13 protein-coding genes are annotated in these 14,924 nt (G+C 59.4%); 2 read left to right on the plus strand and 11 right to left on the minus strand.

All coding sequences use genetic code 11. The annotated features are described in order from the left end of the window. Positions 1–11: 11 nt before the first annotated feature. Entirely contained in the window at positions 12–1,193 is a 1,182-nt protein-coding gene (locus tag ACWIKB_RS14050) for an aminotransferase class V-fold PLP-dependent enzyme (protein ID WP_475267538.1), read from the plus strand. Positions 1,194–1,202: 9 nt separating this feature from the next. On the opposite strand, the gene ACWIKB_RS14055 is transcribed toward ACWIKB_RS14050, so the two are convergent. The 4 genes from ACWIKB_RS14055 to zwf form a co-directional block, all read right to left on the minus strand. Further along, positions 1,203–1,925 carry an intradiol ring-cleavage dioxygenase gene (locus ACWIKB_RS14055; protein WP_475267540.1) on the minus strand — a complete coding sequence of 241 codons (723 nt, stop codon included), beginning with the start codon at positions 1,923–1,925 and terminating at the stop codon, positions 1,203–1,205. A gap of 277 nt (positions 1,926–2,202) precedes the next feature. Further along, positions 2,203–2,868, minus strand: coding sequence for a bifunctional 4-hydroxy-2-oxoglutarate aldolase/2-dehydro-3-deoxy-phosphogluconate aldolase (locus ACWIKB_RS14060; protein ID WP_475267542.1), 666 nt, complete (start codon positions 2,866–2,868; stop codon positions 2,203–2,205). 17 nt (positions 2,869–2,885) lie between these two features. After that, complete coding sequence (gene pgl / locus ACWIKB_RS14065) at positions 2,886–3,599, minus strand: 6-phosphogluconolactonase (protein ID WP_475267544.1); 714 nt, start codon at positions 3,597–3,599, stop codon at positions 2,886–2,888. Continuing rightward, positions 3,586–5,055, minus strand: coding sequence for a glucose-6-phosphate dehydrogenase (zwf, locus tag ACWIKB_RS14070; protein WP_475267546.1), 1,470 nt, complete (start codon positions 5,053–5,055; stop codon positions 3,586–3,588). Before zwf ends, pgl begins: the two co-directional genes overlap by 14 nt. 226 nt (positions 5,056–5,281) lie before the next feature. Between zwf and ACWIKB_RS14075 the strand changes: the two genes are divergently transcribed. After that, entirely contained in the window at positions 5,282–6,142 is an 861-nt protein-coding gene (locus ACWIKB_RS14075) for a MurR/RpiR family transcriptional regulator (protein ID WP_177331417.1), read from the plus strand. A gap of 125 nt (positions 6,143–6,267) precedes the next feature. Here ACWIKB_RS14075 and ACWIKB_RS14080 read toward each other — a convergent pair whose 3' ends face one another. The 7 genes from ACWIKB_RS14080 to ACWIKB_RS14110 all read right to left on the minus strand — a co-directional run bounded on the left by ACWIKB_RS14080 (position 6,268) and on the right by ACWIKB_RS14110 (position 14,667). Next, positions 6,268–7,122, minus strand: a complete 855-nt coding sequence (locus ACWIKB_RS14080) for a D-hexose-6-phosphate mutarotase (RefSeq protein WP_475267548.1) — start codon at positions 7,120–7,122, stop codon at positions 6,268–6,270. A gap of 285 nt (positions 7,123–7,407) precedes the next feature. Next, complete coding sequence (locus ACWIKB_RS14085) at positions 7,408–8,754, minus strand: carbohydrate porin (protein WP_475267550.1); 1,347 nt, start codon at positions 8,752–8,754, stop codon at positions 7,408–7,410. A 172-nt stretch (positions 8,755–8,926) separates the two neighbouring features. Further along, positions 8,927–10,087 (minus strand): ABC transporter ATP-binding protein, encoded by a 1,161-nt coding sequence (locus ACWIKB_RS14090; RefSeq protein ID WP_475267552.1) that lies wholly within the window; start codon positions 10,085–10,087, stop codon positions 8,927–8,929. A 2-nt stretch (positions 10,088–10,089) separates the two neighbouring features. Next, the gene (locus tag ACWIKB_RS14095) at positions 10,090–10,935 is read right to left on the minus strand and encodes a carbohydrate ABC transporter permease (protein WP_090187346.1); all 846 of its coding nucleotides are present in this window, start codon (positions 10,933–10,935) and stop codon (positions 10,090–10,092) included. Then, a complete protein-coding gene (locus ACWIKB_RS14100) occupies positions 10,928–11,836 on the minus strand; it encodes a carbohydrate ABC transporter permease (RefSeq protein ID WP_054044927.1) in 909 nt (302 codons plus the stop codon). The genes ACWIKB_RS14095 and ACWIKB_RS14100 overlap by 8 nt, the downstream gene beginning before the upstream one ends. A gap of 153 nt (positions 11,837–11,989) precedes the next feature. Continuing rightward, positions 11,990–13,291, minus strand: coding sequence for an ABC transporter substrate-binding protein (locus ACWIKB_RS14105; protein ID WP_475267555.1), 1,302 nt, complete (start codon positions 13,289–13,291; stop codon positions 11,990–11,992). A 116-nt stretch (positions 13,292–13,407) separates the two neighbouring features. Then, on the minus strand, positions 13,408–14,667 hold the full coding sequence (locus ACWIKB_RS14110; protein WP_475267557.1) for a D-mannose isomerase: 1,260 nt from the start codon (positions 14,665–14,667) through the stop codon (positions 13,408–13,410). Positions 14,668–14,924: the final 257 nt, after the last annotated feature.

The following is a 14,924-nucleotide window of genomic DNA, read 5'->3' on the forward strand; positions in this document are numbered from 1 at the left end:
CTGAGTAGCCCATGCCCGAGAACACCCGCCGCGCCCGTGATGAAGCTTTCTGGCAGACCTTTGCCGATCGTTACGCTATCGAACCTGGCCCCATCAATCTGGAGAACGGTTACTTCGGTCGCATGTCGCGCACGGTGGTCGAGGAATATCAGCGCAATATCGAACTGATCAACCGCAGCAACTCGGTGCATGTGCGCCAGCGCTTTGAACAGATCGAAAGCCTGGATATTCGCGCGCAACTCGCCGAGATGATTGGCGTGCGCGCGCAATCCGTTGCCCTCACCCGCAACGCTTCGGACGGCCTGCAATCGCTGATCCGCAACTACAATCGCTTGCAGCCCGGCGATCAGGTATTGCTGTGCGATCTGGAGTACGACACGGTCAAGGGCGCCATGCGTTGGCTGGCTCGCCATCGCGGCGTGGAGGTGATCGAAATCGATCACCGGCACCCGGCCACTTACGACAGTTTGCTGGCCAGCTACCGTGAAGCCTTCGTGCGTTATCCGCGACTCAAGCTGATGGCCCTGACCCACGTCACCCACCGCAGTGGCCTGGTGATGCCGGTGCAGGCAATTGCCGCACTTGCCAAGGAACACGGCGTCGATGTGATCCTCGACGGCGCCCATGCCTTGGGTCAGATCGACTTTAATCTGGACGCGCTGGGCATTGCCTTTGCCGGGTACAACCTGCACAAATGGATTGGCGCACCGTTGACCCTGGGTTTCATTTATATCGCGCCGCAACGCCTGGCCGATATCGACCCGGACATGGGCGAGATGCACTTCCCGATCAACGACATTCGCTCCCGCACGCCCTACAGCACGCCGAACATTCCAGCCTTGATGACCCTGCCACTGGTGTTCGAGGAACATCAGGCCATGGGCGGTTCCGCCGCCAAGGGCGCACGGCTCAACTACCTGCGCAACCGCTGGGTCAACGCCGTGCGTGATCTACCGGGTATCGAAGTCATGACCCCGGACGATCCTCGACTGTATTGCGGCATTACCTCGATGCGCTTTAGCCGCCATGCCGATCAGCAGGTGATGGTCGAGCGGCTGCTCAACGACTACAACCTGTTTACCGTGGCCCGCAGCGGTGCAGCATTCGGGTCGTGCATTCGCATCACCCCGGGACTGACCACTACCGCCGCAGACATGGACCTGCTGGCCCAGGCGTTGACCGACGTGCGCTGAGATCAGCGCTTATACCGTGTACTTGTCGAAGTCCTCGGGCTTGATCTGGGTCGACACCGCAAAGGTGTCGATGCCGATGGTCAGGTGCCCGAAAAAGCCGTCATCCGTGGTGTCTCGACCGATGCTGTGAACTGTCAGGGTCGAGGCCTCCCCCCCCATGTTCTTGTGGTAATGGTCCTGATCGTTGGTCAACGGCGACACGGCCCGGCCCTTGTACTCCCTGGCACTCAGCACCGACCGGGAGGCAACCTCGGGGAAATACAGTTGCCCGACCCAGGCGACATGCCGCTCTTCCAGATAATTGTTGCCGTCGGTGATGCGAACCGCCACGTGGATGTGCAGCGCTCGTCCGGCATAAAACCCCGGATAGATCGTGGTAAACCGCACCGCGCCCTTGTTGTCGCTGAATTGCCCGCCACGCAGGTAAGTGTCGTCATCGGTGCGCGCAATCGCGCCAATGTCACCAGTGTCGACTTCAAGATCCGGATTGATCCGGCTCCAGCCCGAGTACGAACCCCGGGCGTTGCAATGCCAGATATCCACCAGCGCGCCGCTCACCGGCTCGCCGGTCATGGCATCGACGATCGACAGCCGCAACACCAGGGGAATGCCGTCCTGGCCTTCGCTGATGTTTCTTCGGATGAGTTTCGGGTTGCGGAAATAGGGGCCGGCGATCTGTTCCGGGGAAAGCTGGCAAACAGGTTCGCGGGGAACAACAGTGGTGTAATCCATAAGGTTCTCTCTTCCATAAGATGATTGAAGGATAGAGAGAGATGCCGGGCGGGATGCGGTAACTATGTATCGGGGAATGTTTTTGTGTGGGAGCGGGCTTGCTCGCGAAGGCGGTGTGTCAGGCAACATTGAAATCGACTGACCCGACGCTTTCGCGAGCAAGTCGAATCGTCGCACCGCCGCTCCCACAAGGGGCTTATTTCAGGCAAAAAAAAACGGTGCACCGACCAAGCGCACCGTAAAGCCGTAGAACACACAACGAAGTGTCAGGTAACAATCAGTCCAGCAGCGCCAGGGCCTCGGCGGTGCATTCCTGAATGCGGGCCCAGTCGCCGTTCTTGATCCACTCCGGATCAAGCATCCAGCTACCGCCCACGCACATCACGTTTTTCAACGCCATGTAGCTCTTGATATTGGCCGGGCTGACGCCGCCAGTCGGGCAGAATTTAACTTCGCCAAACGGGCCGCCCAACGCCTTGATGGCCGCGACGCCGCCGCTGACTTCCGCCGGGAATAGCTTGAAGCGGCGATAACCCAGACCATAGCCTTCCATGATGCCGGAGGCGTTGCTGATGCCGGGCAGCAGCGGGATCGGGCTGTCGACACTGGCTTCGAGCAGGTCACGGGTAATGCCCGGGGTGACGATGAACTGCGAACCGGCCCTTTCGGCGGCGGCGAGCATGGTGCGATCGAGCACAGTGCCGGCACCGGTCACCAGTTCCGGACGCTGCTCGCGCAGGATCTGGATGGCCTTGAGGCCGAACTGCGAACGCAGGGTCACTTCCAGGGCTGTCAGGCCACCGGCGGCCAAGGCATCGGCCAGTGGCAGGACGTCTTGTTCGCGGGCGATGGTGATCACCGGCAAAATCCGCGCCTTGGCGCAGAGGCTGTCGATCAGGGCAATTTTGTCCGCCATGGAAACGGTCGGGGATGTGTTTGTCATAGCGGCTGATCCTTGGCTCATGGGCACCAGTAAATCTCTAACGTAGGTTGCAGAAACGCGCGAATCGGCATGGCGGCGACATCGTCACCGGCCAATGCGGCACTCAAAGTGGTCAGCTTGGACTGACCGGAAATCGATAGAACGGTGTTCGTGGCCGACGCCAGCAGCGCCAGACTCATGGTCAGGCGTTGATGCGGCACGGTCGGGGCCAGCATCGGGTAGCAACGGCGGGTGCCGTCGACTTTCAAGGCTTCCGCCAGGTTCGGGCTGTTAGGGAACAGCGAAGCGGTGTGCCCGTCGTCGCCCATGCCGAGGATCAGTACGTCGATCGGCGGCAGTTCAGCCAGCAAGCGATCAGCCTGCTCGGCCGCCAACTCAAGGTTGGCGGTGGCGCTGTACAGACTCAGGAACTGAGCCTTGGCCGCCGGGCCTTGCAGCAAATAACGCTTGAGCAGGCCGGCATTGCTGTCGGCGTGTTCCACCGGCACCCAGCGCTCGTCGGCCAAGGTGATGACAACCTTGGACCAGTCCAGTTTCTGCTTGGCCAGGTTCTGGAAAAACGCCACTGGGCTACGGCCACCGGACACCACAAGCGTCGCGGTGCCGCGAGCGTCGATGGCGTCATTCAGGTGCTTGGCCACATTCAGCGCCAAGCCATCAGCCAGCAACACCGGGCTCTTGAACTCATGGGCGCTGACGCCCTGAGGCAGTTTCAAATTAGATATCGCCATACCACGACCTCCCGTCCCGCGTGATCAGTGCAATGGAGCTCATCGGTCCCCAGGACCCGGCCGCGTACGGCTTGGGCGCATCACCGGATTTTTTCCATCCGGCGATCAACTGGTCACACCACTTCCACGCGGCTTCGATTTCATCTTTACGGACAAACAGGTTCTGATTGCCGCGCATCACTTCCAGCAACAACCGCTCGTAGGCATCGGGAATCCGTGCGCTGCGATAGGTGTCGGAAAAATTCAGCTGCAACGGACCGCTACGCAGCTGCATGCCCTTGTCCAGGCCTTGTTCTTTGGTCATCACACGCAAGGAGATGCCTTCGTCCGGTTGCAGGCGGATAATCAGCTTGTTGCTGATTTGCAGGCGCTGCTCCGGGGCGAAGATGTAGTGCGACGGTTCCTTGAAGTGGATGACGATCTGCGACAGCTTCTGCGGCATGCGCTTGCCGGTGCGCAGGTAAAACGGCACGCCGGCCCAGCGCCAGTTGCGGATGTCGGCACGCAAGGCGACGAAGGTTTCGGTGTCGCTCTGGGTGTTGGAATTTGGCTCTTCCAGGTAGCCCGGCACCGGTTTGCCTTCGCTGTAGCCAGCGATGTACTGGCCGCGAACCACTTGAGTGGTCAGGCCTTCCGGGCTGATCGGCGCCAGGGCCTTGAGGACTTTGACTTTCTCGTCACGGATGCTGTCGGCGGACAAGTCGGCCGGCGGGTCCATGGCGATCAGGCAGAGCAGTTGCAGCAGGTGATTCTGGATCATGTCCCGCAGCTGACCGGCCTTGTCGAAGTAACCCCAGCGGCCTTCGATTCCGACCTTCTCGGCCACGGTGATTTCCACGTGGGAGATGTAATTCTGGTTCCACTGGGTTTCGAACAGGCTGTTGGCGAAACGCAGGGCAATCAGGTTCTGGACGGTTTCTTTGCCCAGGTAGTGGTCGATGCGATAGGTGCGGTTCTCTGGGAAGAACTGCGCCACGGCGTCGTTGACCTTACGCGAGGACTCCAGGTCGGAACCGATGGGTTTTTCCAGCACCACACGGGTGTTTTCGGTCAAACCAACCTTCGACAGATTTTCGCAGATCGCGCCGTAGACCGCGGCCGGTGTAGCGAAATAGGCAATCACACGCTGAGCGCTGCCGGCCTGTTCGGCAAGGGCGACGTAGTCTTCAGACTTGAGGAAGTCGACGTGCAGGTAGCTCAAGCGGGCGAGGAAGCGTTCGACTACAGCTTCGTCCAGCTCTTTGGCATCGACGTAGCGGCGCAGCTCCGAGGCGATGAACGCCAGGTGTTGCTGCTCGCTGCCGGGTTCACGGGCCAGCGCGATAATGCGCGTGTCCTCGTGCAACAGGCCGGCGCCGTCCAGTTGATAGAGGGCGGGAAACAGCTTGCGCAAGGCTAGGTCGCCAAGGGCGCCGAACAAGGCAAAGGTGCACGGTTCAACCGTAATCGAAGGCATGATGTTTGTTCTTTTATCAAGTTAAGCTACAAATACCTTTTTTCAAGGCATCACTCAAGGGAAAATGTAGTAATAACCACAACATTTTCGCAAAATACAGATTCCGAGTGGTGGTCGGTCGGAGCCATCAGTAGGATAGGCCACCGTTACGGGCCGCATCAAAGGCCCTTTTTGCATAGCAGACTGCTTGTTTGCGCTGCTGACTTAAGGAACATCTATGGACCGCGTGCGAAATTTACTGGAACAAATCCAGAATCGCCTTGAAGACCTGAACAAGGCCGAACGCAAAGTCGCCGAAGTGATCCTGCTCAATCCACAGCAGGCCACCCGGTTCAGCATCGCCGCCCTCGCCCAGGCCTCCAAGGTCAGCGAGCCGACGGTCAACCGTTTCTGCCGTTCATTCGGTGTCAGCGGCTACCCGGAACTCAAACTGCAACTGGCCCAGAGTTTGGCCAGTGGCGCGGCGTACGTCAGCCGAGCGGTGGAGGCCGATGACAATCCTGAAGCCTACACCCAGAAAATCTTCGGCAGTGCTATCGCATCCCTCGACAGCGCCTGCCAGGCCCTGGACCCGAACCTGATCAGTCGCGCCGTCGATCTGTTGATCCAGGCCCGGCAAATCCACTTCTTCGGACTCGGCGCTTCAGCCCCGGTGGCGCTGGATGCGCAGCACAAGTTCTTCCGCTTCAACCTGGCGGTCACCGCCCACGCCGACGTGCTGATGCAACGCATGATTGCGTCGGTGGCGCACACCGGCGAGTTGTTCGTGATCATTTCCTACACCGGCCGCACCCGCGAACTGGTGGAAGTGGCGCGCATCGCCCGGGAAAACGGCGCTTCGGTGCTCGGCCTGACGGCTGAAGGTTCGCCATTGGCCAAGGCCAGTACCTTGAGCCTGAATATTCCGTTACCGGAAGACACCGACATCTATATGCCGATGACCTCGCGGATTATTCAGCTGACGGTGCTGGACGTGTTGGCAACGGGCATGACTTTGCGCCGCGGGGTGGATTTCCAGCCGCATTTGCGCAAGATCAAAGAGAGCTTGAATGCGAGCCGGTATCCGGTGGGTGACGAGTTTAATTAACCCGAAATTTTCATTGGCTGTTCCGGCCTCTTCGCGAGCAAGCCCGCTCCCACAGTTGGAATGCATTCCCCTGTGGGAGCGGGCTTGCTCGCGAAAGCGCCGGCTGCAACACCACAGGACTTGAGCTAGACCCCAACCCGCGCCTGCAAACTCAAATGCGCCCGCTCCCCCGGCGCCAGGCTCAGGCTGTCGGTGCCGCCGCTCGCGGCTTCCACACAGACAAACTCCAACACCTCGTTCCAGCTCACCCCCAACAACGGCCGTGAACCCGGATGCCAGACCACCGTGTCGGCATCATCGCCAGTGTCGATGCACAACTCCCGCTGCCAGGCGTGGTCCTTGAGCTGCAATTCGCCGTCGTGCTGGAACACCCGCTGACAGCCGCCATCGACCCGCAGCTCGCCTTCCTGATGACACACCTGACGGCTCAACTGATCATAACCTTGCGCCCCGTCGAGCCCAGACAGCGCTATCTCGCCTACGTCGCCAATACGCCAGTAGGCATGCAACGCCTGGCTCAATTGGCACGGCAGGGTGTCTTGATGCTCGGTGCTCAGGCGCAGATCCATGCGTTCGCCCAAGTGGGCGTGAAGGTCGACGGTCCAGTCACACAGCTGAAGTTGCCAGTGCAGCTGCACGCCATCGTCGTCATGACTGCTGTCCAGCAACTTCCAGTCCAGCAGCCGTGCCCAGCCATGGGACGGCCAGGCGTTTTCGCTCGGATGACGGCCAAACCACGGCCAACACACCGGCACGCCACCACGAATCGCCCCCACGTGCGGCCACTTCGCCGCGCACCACAACCAGGGTTTCTGCCCCGTTGGCTGAAAGTGCAACAACTGCGCGCCCTGGCGACTGAACACCGCCTGACACAGCGGATGATCGATCACCAGCACGTCGCGCATCTGATAGCGCTCCCACGCAAACACCGGACGTTCGCGCAAGGATTTGAAGAAGCGTTGTAGCGGATGCTCATGCATGTGCCACGGTCCTGAAAATCATGGGTGTACTCATTACTTTGGTGCCCAGTGAACCACTGTGGCGAGGGGCTAGCCCCCGTTCGGCTGCGAAGCAGTCGTAAAACCTGCGAGTGCGGTATGACGGAAGGAATGTAGGGGAGCGCTTCGCACTCCAACGGGGGCAAGCCCCCTCGCCACAGCAAGCTCCCTCGCCACAGGTCCTTCATGGACACTACACAAAAAAAAGCGGATAGCCTTGGCCATCCGCAAATATGCGCACATAGAGAGGAGCTTATCGCAACAGCGTTAGAACACCGACTGAATTTTCAGACCGGCGACCAGAGCGTTGTCGACTTCATCAACACCGCCCGGGTGAGTGATGTATTGCAGGTTAGGACGCACGGTCAGCCAGTTGGTAACGTGGAAGCCGTAGTTGATCTCGTAGTTGTACTCGGTGCTGCGCAGTGGTGCGAACAGTGGATCTTCGTAGTCGCTGACACCGTTGGCGGCATTGACCAGTTCGGCGTTTTTCTTCACGTCGTCGTTGACATGGATACGGGCTGCACCAATACCGACGTCATCTTTTGGACGTGCATCGAACGGGCCTTTGTACACAAACATCAGCGACTGGTAGTTGTCGACGACGTTAGTGTCCTTGTCGTGGAACGTGGCGTTGGCGGCAACGTTCAGACCACGGGAAGAATCACCGTTGTGGCTGGTGAGTTGTTGTTGTGCAACAAACCAGTAACCGTGCTTGCTGTTGTGACTGCGATAGGCGTTACCGCTGGTTGCCGCATCATTGCCGTTGTCGTCTTCACGGACGTCATCAGCCTTGGCCGTGCTTTTGTAGTAACCGACACGGTATTCGCCGGGCAAGTTATTAGGGTTAGGCAGCCAGACCAACTCGACCGGTATGACGGTACCCGCCGTACCGCTGCCGCTGAGCTTGAAGCCGTTACCGTGTTCCAGTTGCGACGGGTTCTGGTTGTACGCACCGATCTGCGCGTAGAACTCAGGCGAGATGTTGTACTTGACGCGCAGCGCGGCCTGGCTGATTGGCCAGTTGTACCAGATGTTGGTCGCCCAGTTACCCACTTGGGAACCGCAGAACGCCAGGTTCTGGAATTCACATGGGAAGGTGTTGAAGTCTTCGCCTTCGCCGAAGTAACCGGCCTTGACGTCCAGTTTGCCGTCGAGGAACTGGTGCTTAACCCACAACTGGGTCAGACGGACCATGTGGCCACGGCCGTAGACTTCTTGTGAAGAACTCAACGTGCCGGCACGCGGGTCGCCAACACGGTCATTGGAGATGTTTTCACCGTTACGGTTGGTGAACTGGATCTTGGCCTGGGTGTTATCCCAGCCCCACAGCTTTTGCAGATCCAGCGCCACGCCCAGCCCGAACTGGTCGGCGTAACGTGCAGTCTTGTCGTTGTTGTAACCACCATGAAGGTTGCCGCCGACTTCGCCGACGTAGTCCATCTTGATGTCGATACCTTGCTCGATCAGCTTGGTCCGCTCGCCGCCCCAGTCACCGGTCATCCACTGGGAATCGGCGCTGAACGCGTCAGCCGCATGAACGCTACCGGCCATCATCATCACCGCAACAGCTGACAATTGGCAGATAAGCTGAGCGTTGTTCTTCTTCTTCATCCCTACATCCTCGTTTTATTGTTATTAACTGTTTTTATCTAACGCGGTTTACATCGATTGCGATGAACGACAGGCCGCTCACCGCGTATCCCCTTGTAGGAGCCAGGCTTGCCGGCGAAGGCGTTCTTGAAATCGCTTTCGCCGGCAAGCCTGGCTCCTACAGTTTTGATCTTTACCGGCCCTTGAATTGGGCGACGTTGGCGCTGTGCGCTTCAGTCTTCGGCAAACCGGCCACCCCCAGGCGCTCCCCGGTCTTGGCATCGAACAACAACACTTTCGAAGGATCGAATTGCAGGGTCAGGGTTTCGCCCACACCCGGCGCAACGTCCGGCGCCAGACGGCAGCAGACCTTGGTTTCATTCAGGTTGACGAACACCAGGGTGTCCGGACCGGTCGGCTCGGTGACCTGGACTTCGGCGCGAATGGTCGGCAAACCATTCGGCTCGCCGTTCGCCAGCACGATCTGTTCCGGACGCAGGCCGAGGATCACTTCGCGATCTTCCAGACCGGCGTCCTGCATGCCCATTGGCAATTCGCAACGAGCCTGGCCGCTGTCGAGCAGCGCCACCAGACGACCGTCCTTACGCTGTAAGCGCAGGGGGATGAAGTTCATCGGCGGCGAACCGATGAAGCTCGCCACGAACAGGTTGGCCGGGTTGTTGTAGATGTCCTTCGGCGTGCCGAACTGCTGAATGATCCCGTCCTTCATCACCGCAACCTTATCGCCCAGGGTCATCGCTTCGATCTGGTCGTGGGTCACGTAGACCGTGGTGGTTTTCAGGCGCTGGTGCATCAGTTTCATTTCGGTGCGCATCTCGACGCGCAACTTGGCGTCGAGGTTGGACAGCGGTTCGTCGAACAGGTAAATCTTCGGCCGCCGTGCCAGGGCACGGCCCATGGCCACGCGCTGTTGCTGACCGCCAGAGAGCTGGCCGGGTTTACGGTTGAGCAAGTGTTCGATCTGCAGCAGCTTGGACACCCGCGCCACTTCCGCTTCGATGTCGGCGGCGGGCATTTTGCGGATCTTCAAGCCAAAGGCGATGTTCTCGCGCACGCTCATGGTCGGGTACAGCGCGTAGGACTGGAACACCATGGCGATGTCGCGGTCTTTCGGGCTCATGCCGCTGACGTCCTGGTCATCGATCATGATCGCGCCGCCGGTGATGGTCTCAAGACCGGCGATGCAATTCATCAGGGTCGATTTACCGCAACCCGACGGGCCGACCAGGATCAGGAACTCACCGTCCTTGATCGACAGTTCGATGTTCTTCAGGGTGTCCGGCAGGCCGGGACCATAAGTCTTGTTTACATTGCGAAGTTCGAGCGTAGCCATGATTACCCCTTGACTGCGCCGGCCGTCAGCCCGCGCACGAAATACTTGCCTGCGACCACATAGACCAGCAGGGTCGGCAGCCCGGCGATCATCGCCGCCGCCATATCAACGTTGTATTCCTTGGCCCCGGTACTGGTGTTGACCAAGTTGTTCAGCGCTACCGTAATGGGTTGCGAATCACCGCTGGAGAACACCACACCGAACAGGAAGTCGTTCCAGATCTGAGTGAACTGCCAGATCAGGCAGACCATGATGATCGGGGTGGACATCGGCAGGATGATCAAGCGGAAGATGGTGAAGAAACCCGCGCCATCGAGCCGCGCCGCTTTCACCAGCGCATCGGGAACACTGACGTAGTAGTTACGGAAGAACAGCGTGGTGAACGCCAGGCCGTAGACTACGTGCACGAATACCAGGCCGGTGGTGGTGCTCGCCAGACCCATCTTGCCGAGGGTGAACGAGGCCGGCAGCAGCACGGTCTGGAACGGCAGGAAGCAACCGAACAGCAGCAAACCGAAGAACAGTTGCGACCCACGAAAGCGCCACATCGACAGCACATAGCCGTTCAGCGCACCGATGGCGGTGGAGATCAGTACCGCCGGGACGGTGATCTTGATCGAGTTCCAGAAGTACCCGTCAACCGTGCCCCAGGCCTTGACCCAGCCAATGCCGCTGACCACGGTCGGCCAGCTCAACAGGTTGCCGGAGTTGATGTCTTCCGGGGTCTTGAAGCTGGTCAACAGCATGACCACCAGCGGAATCAGGTACAGGAACACAGCGAGGATCAGCACGCCGTAGATCGCGATGCGACTCAGGCTGATGGAAGGTTTGGCAGCGAAACTAGTCATGACGCTTGGTCCTCAGCTCGGAGTACAGGTAAGGCACGATGATTGCGAGAATCGCACCGAGCATCAGAATCGCACTGGCCGAGCCCATGCCCATCTGGCCGCGACTGAAGGTGAAGGAATACATGAACATCGCAGGCAGGTCGGAGGAATAACCCGGGCCACCGGCAGTCATCGCCGCCACCAGGTCGAAACTCTTGATCGCGATGTGAGCGAGGATCATCACGGCGCTGAAGAACACCGGACGCAGGCTCGGCAACACCACTTTGAGGTAGATGCGCGGCATGCTCGCACCGTCGATCTGGGCGGCACGGATGATCGATTGATCAACGCCACGCAGGCCGGCGAGGAACATCGCCATGATAAAGCCCGAGGCTTGCCAGACGGCGGCGATCACCAGGCAGTACACCACGCGATCCGGGTCGATCAGCCAGTCCAGGCGAAAGCCTTCCCAGCCCCAGTCACGCAACAATTTGTCCAGGCCCATGCCCGGGTTGAGCAGCCATTTCCACGCGGTACCGGTAACGATCATCGAGAGCGCCATCGGGTACAGGTAAATGGTGCGAATGAAACCTTCGCGACGAATGCGCTGATCAAGAAACACCGCCAGCAGCACACCGATCACCAGGGTGATGCCGATGAACATGCCGCCGAAAACCGCCAGGTTCTTGCTCGCTACCCACCAACGGTCGTTGTCGAACAGCCGCTGATATTGCGCCAGGCCAGCCCATTTGTAGGTCGGCAGGAAGGTCGACGTGGTGAACGACAGGACGAACGTCCACAGGATATAGCCATAGAAGCCCACCAGGACGATGAACATGCTGGGCGCCAACACCAGTTTGGGGAGCCAGCGCTGCAATGCATCGAACGGCGAGGCCTTGCTGAACACAGCAACAGAACTCATGGGAAGATCCAGTACGAAGAGAAAGGATTACAAGCGCATTCCCTTGTAGGAGTGGGCTTGCTCACGAAGGCGGTGTATCAGTCGACATCAGCGTTGAATGTCAGACCGCTTTCGCGAGCAGGCTCGCTCCTACAGGGGCTGCGGCTCTAACAGTTACTTGGCTGACTTGACCGCTGCGCCAAGTTTCTTGGCGGCATCGGCAGGATCGGCTTTCGGATCGTTGATGTAGTTGGTCACGACATCAAAGAACGCACCCTGTACGGCCAGCGTGGTCGCCATGTTGTGCGCCATGCTCGGCTGCAGGCCGCCAGACTTGGCGTCTGCCAGGAAGTCCTTGGCAGCGGTCTGGGCGCAGGAGTCGAAACCGTACTTGCCCATGTCGTTCAGCATGTCGATTCGAACCGGGATCGAACCTTTGTTGATGCTGAAGACTTTCTGGAAGTTCTCACCCAAAACGACCTTGGCAATGTCCTGCTGAGCAGCAGCCGTGCCTTTGTCTTTCTGCTTGAACACCGCCAGGGAGTCGATGTTGTAGGTGAAGGCCTTGTCGGTGCCCGGGAAAGCTACGCACTCGTAGTCCTTGCCGGCGACTTTCTTGGCCGCTGTCCACTCGCTCTTGGCCCAGTCACCCATGATCTGCATGCCGGCCTTGCCATTGATGACCTTGGCCGCTTCCAGGTTCCAGTCCTGGCCTTTGCCGTCGACGTCCATGTAGGTCGCGACTTTCTTCAGCTCGGTCAGCGACTTGACCATTTCAGGACCGGTCAGTGCTGCGTTGTCCAGGTCGACCAGGGCTTTCTTGTAGCCGTCGGCGCCCATGACCGAAAGAACCACCGCTTCGAACACGGTGCTGTCCTGCCAAGGCTGGCCGCCGTGGGCGAGCGCGATGAAGCCTTTGGCTTTCAGCTTGTCGCCGGCTGCGTAGAATTCTTCGAGGGTGGTGGGGGCTTTTTCGATCCCGGCTTTCTTGAAGACTTCCGGGTTGATCCACAGCCAGTTGACGCGGTGAATGTTCACCGGCACGGCCACGTAGTCACCGTTGTACTTCACGGTATCGGAGACTTTCTTGTCGAGCAGGCTGTCCCACTTCTCGGACTTGGCGGCGTCCTTCAAGACGTCGGTGTCGAGCAGACCGGTAGACGCCCATTCCTGGATGTCCGGACCTTTGATCTGCGCGACCCCTGGCGGGTTACCGGCAACGGCGCGGCTTTTCAGTACGGTCATGGCGGTCGCACCGCCACCACCGGCCACTGCGCCGTCCTTCCAGGTGAAACCGTCTTTTTCGACTTGGGCCTTGAGCACATCAACGGCAGCTTTTTCGCCACCGGACGTCCACCAGTGAACAACTTCTACCGAACCTTTGGAATCGGCGGCAAGTGCACTGACAGGGAATGCAGAGATAGGAAGCAATGAGGCAAGAGAAATGACAGTAGCGAGGCGAGAAATCGCATTCATCTAGAATTACCTTTCTTGTTGTTATGCATGCAAGTCTGGTGCTTGCGCTGCATGGATTTTAAACAGGAGTTATCCCCTCGCAGGTAACGAAGGGACGCTTGAATGTCACCACATGGTTACACAGGAACGCTCTGGGACAACTGCCCCAAGGCAGTGGCCATACTCGGCGCCAACGGCAGACGCGGAATCAAAACCGCCTGCCAGGCGTGATACAGGTCCGGTTTGCCGCCCCAGATATCGGCACTCGGACGGTTTTGCGGGTCGAGTTCATGGTGCCAACTGCCATCGCAGCGATCGATGAAATGACTGTCACAGAATTCCCAGAACAGTCGGTACCAGGTTTCGTATTGTTCATCGCCGGTGCGTTTCAGCAGCGCGCTGGCGGCGGCGCTGGCTTCGCAATGGGTCCAGTGCAAGCGGTGGCGGACGACCGCGCGATTGTCCCAGTCGAGTGTGTAGACAATCCCTGGCAACCCGTCGACATTCCAGCCGTGACGGCAATTGTGATCGAAGAGTTTTTGCGCGTCGGTCGCCAGCCAACCCGGCGTGAGCATCCCGGCCTGCACCCGCGCCGCTTCGAGGTGCAGCAACAGCCGCGCCCATTCGAAACCGTGGCCCGGCGTGGTGCCATAGGGGCGAAAACCGTCGGCCGGGTTGTCGTGGTTGTACTCGCGCAGTGGCTGCCAGTCGCGATCGAAATGCTCGACCACCAAGTAACCGTTGGCGGCGGCGTGGCCGTGGATTACGCGCTCGACGATCCGTTGCGCGCGGACCAGCCAGCGGTTGTCGCCGGTGACATCCGCCAGCGCGAGGAAGGCTTCAGTGGCGTGCATGTTGCTGTTGGCGCCGCGATACGCCTCTTCATCGCTCCAGTCGCGGTTGAAGGATTCGCGCATGGCGCCCTCCTCCTCGCTCCAGAAATGCGTGTCGATGATCTGGATTGCATCATCGAGCAAGGCTTGGGCGCCGGGTCGTTGCGCGACCACCGCCGAACTCGCGGCCAGGGCGACGAAGGCGTGCAGGTAAGCGGCTTTGCCGGTGTTGTCGTCGCGATGATGGTCAGTGGCAAACCAGCCGCCGTGCTCGGCATCTTTAAGCGGACCGCGAAGGGCCTGAACGCCGTGATCCACCAGCTCGGCAAACCCCGGAAGGCCCTGGATATGGGCCATGGCGAAGCTGTGGGTCATGCGCGCAGTGTTCATGGTTTCGGCGTGGGCGTTGGCCGGGAGGCGGCCCTTTTCATCGAGGTTGCCGAAGCCTTCGGGAAGCTTCGAAGCTTTGGCAAACGCCAGCAGGCGCAGGCCCTCGGCGGCGAGCCATTGCTGATGGGCAGGTGCGTTCAGCCAACTGCTGAAGGCCGGTTGGAAGGTGTCCATGGGGTACCTTTTTTGTTGTTATGACTGGGGGCAGTCTAAACAACGGCCGAGGCGCGGCAGGTAACGAAGGGGGCGGGGTTTGTCACAGGGTTGTGACAAATGTGTTGGCACTTTGAAGTTGTGTTGAGTTTAAGAGTCACCCCTCACCCCAGCCCTCTCCCCAAGGGGTAGAGGGGGCCGACCGAGTTGTTCTTGGAGCTACATCGACCTGAAATACCGAGTCGAACTCAGGTTTTGAAAAATCCCCGATCGGCTCC

The organism is Pseudomonas sp. 5Vm1k (assembly GCF_056161485.1).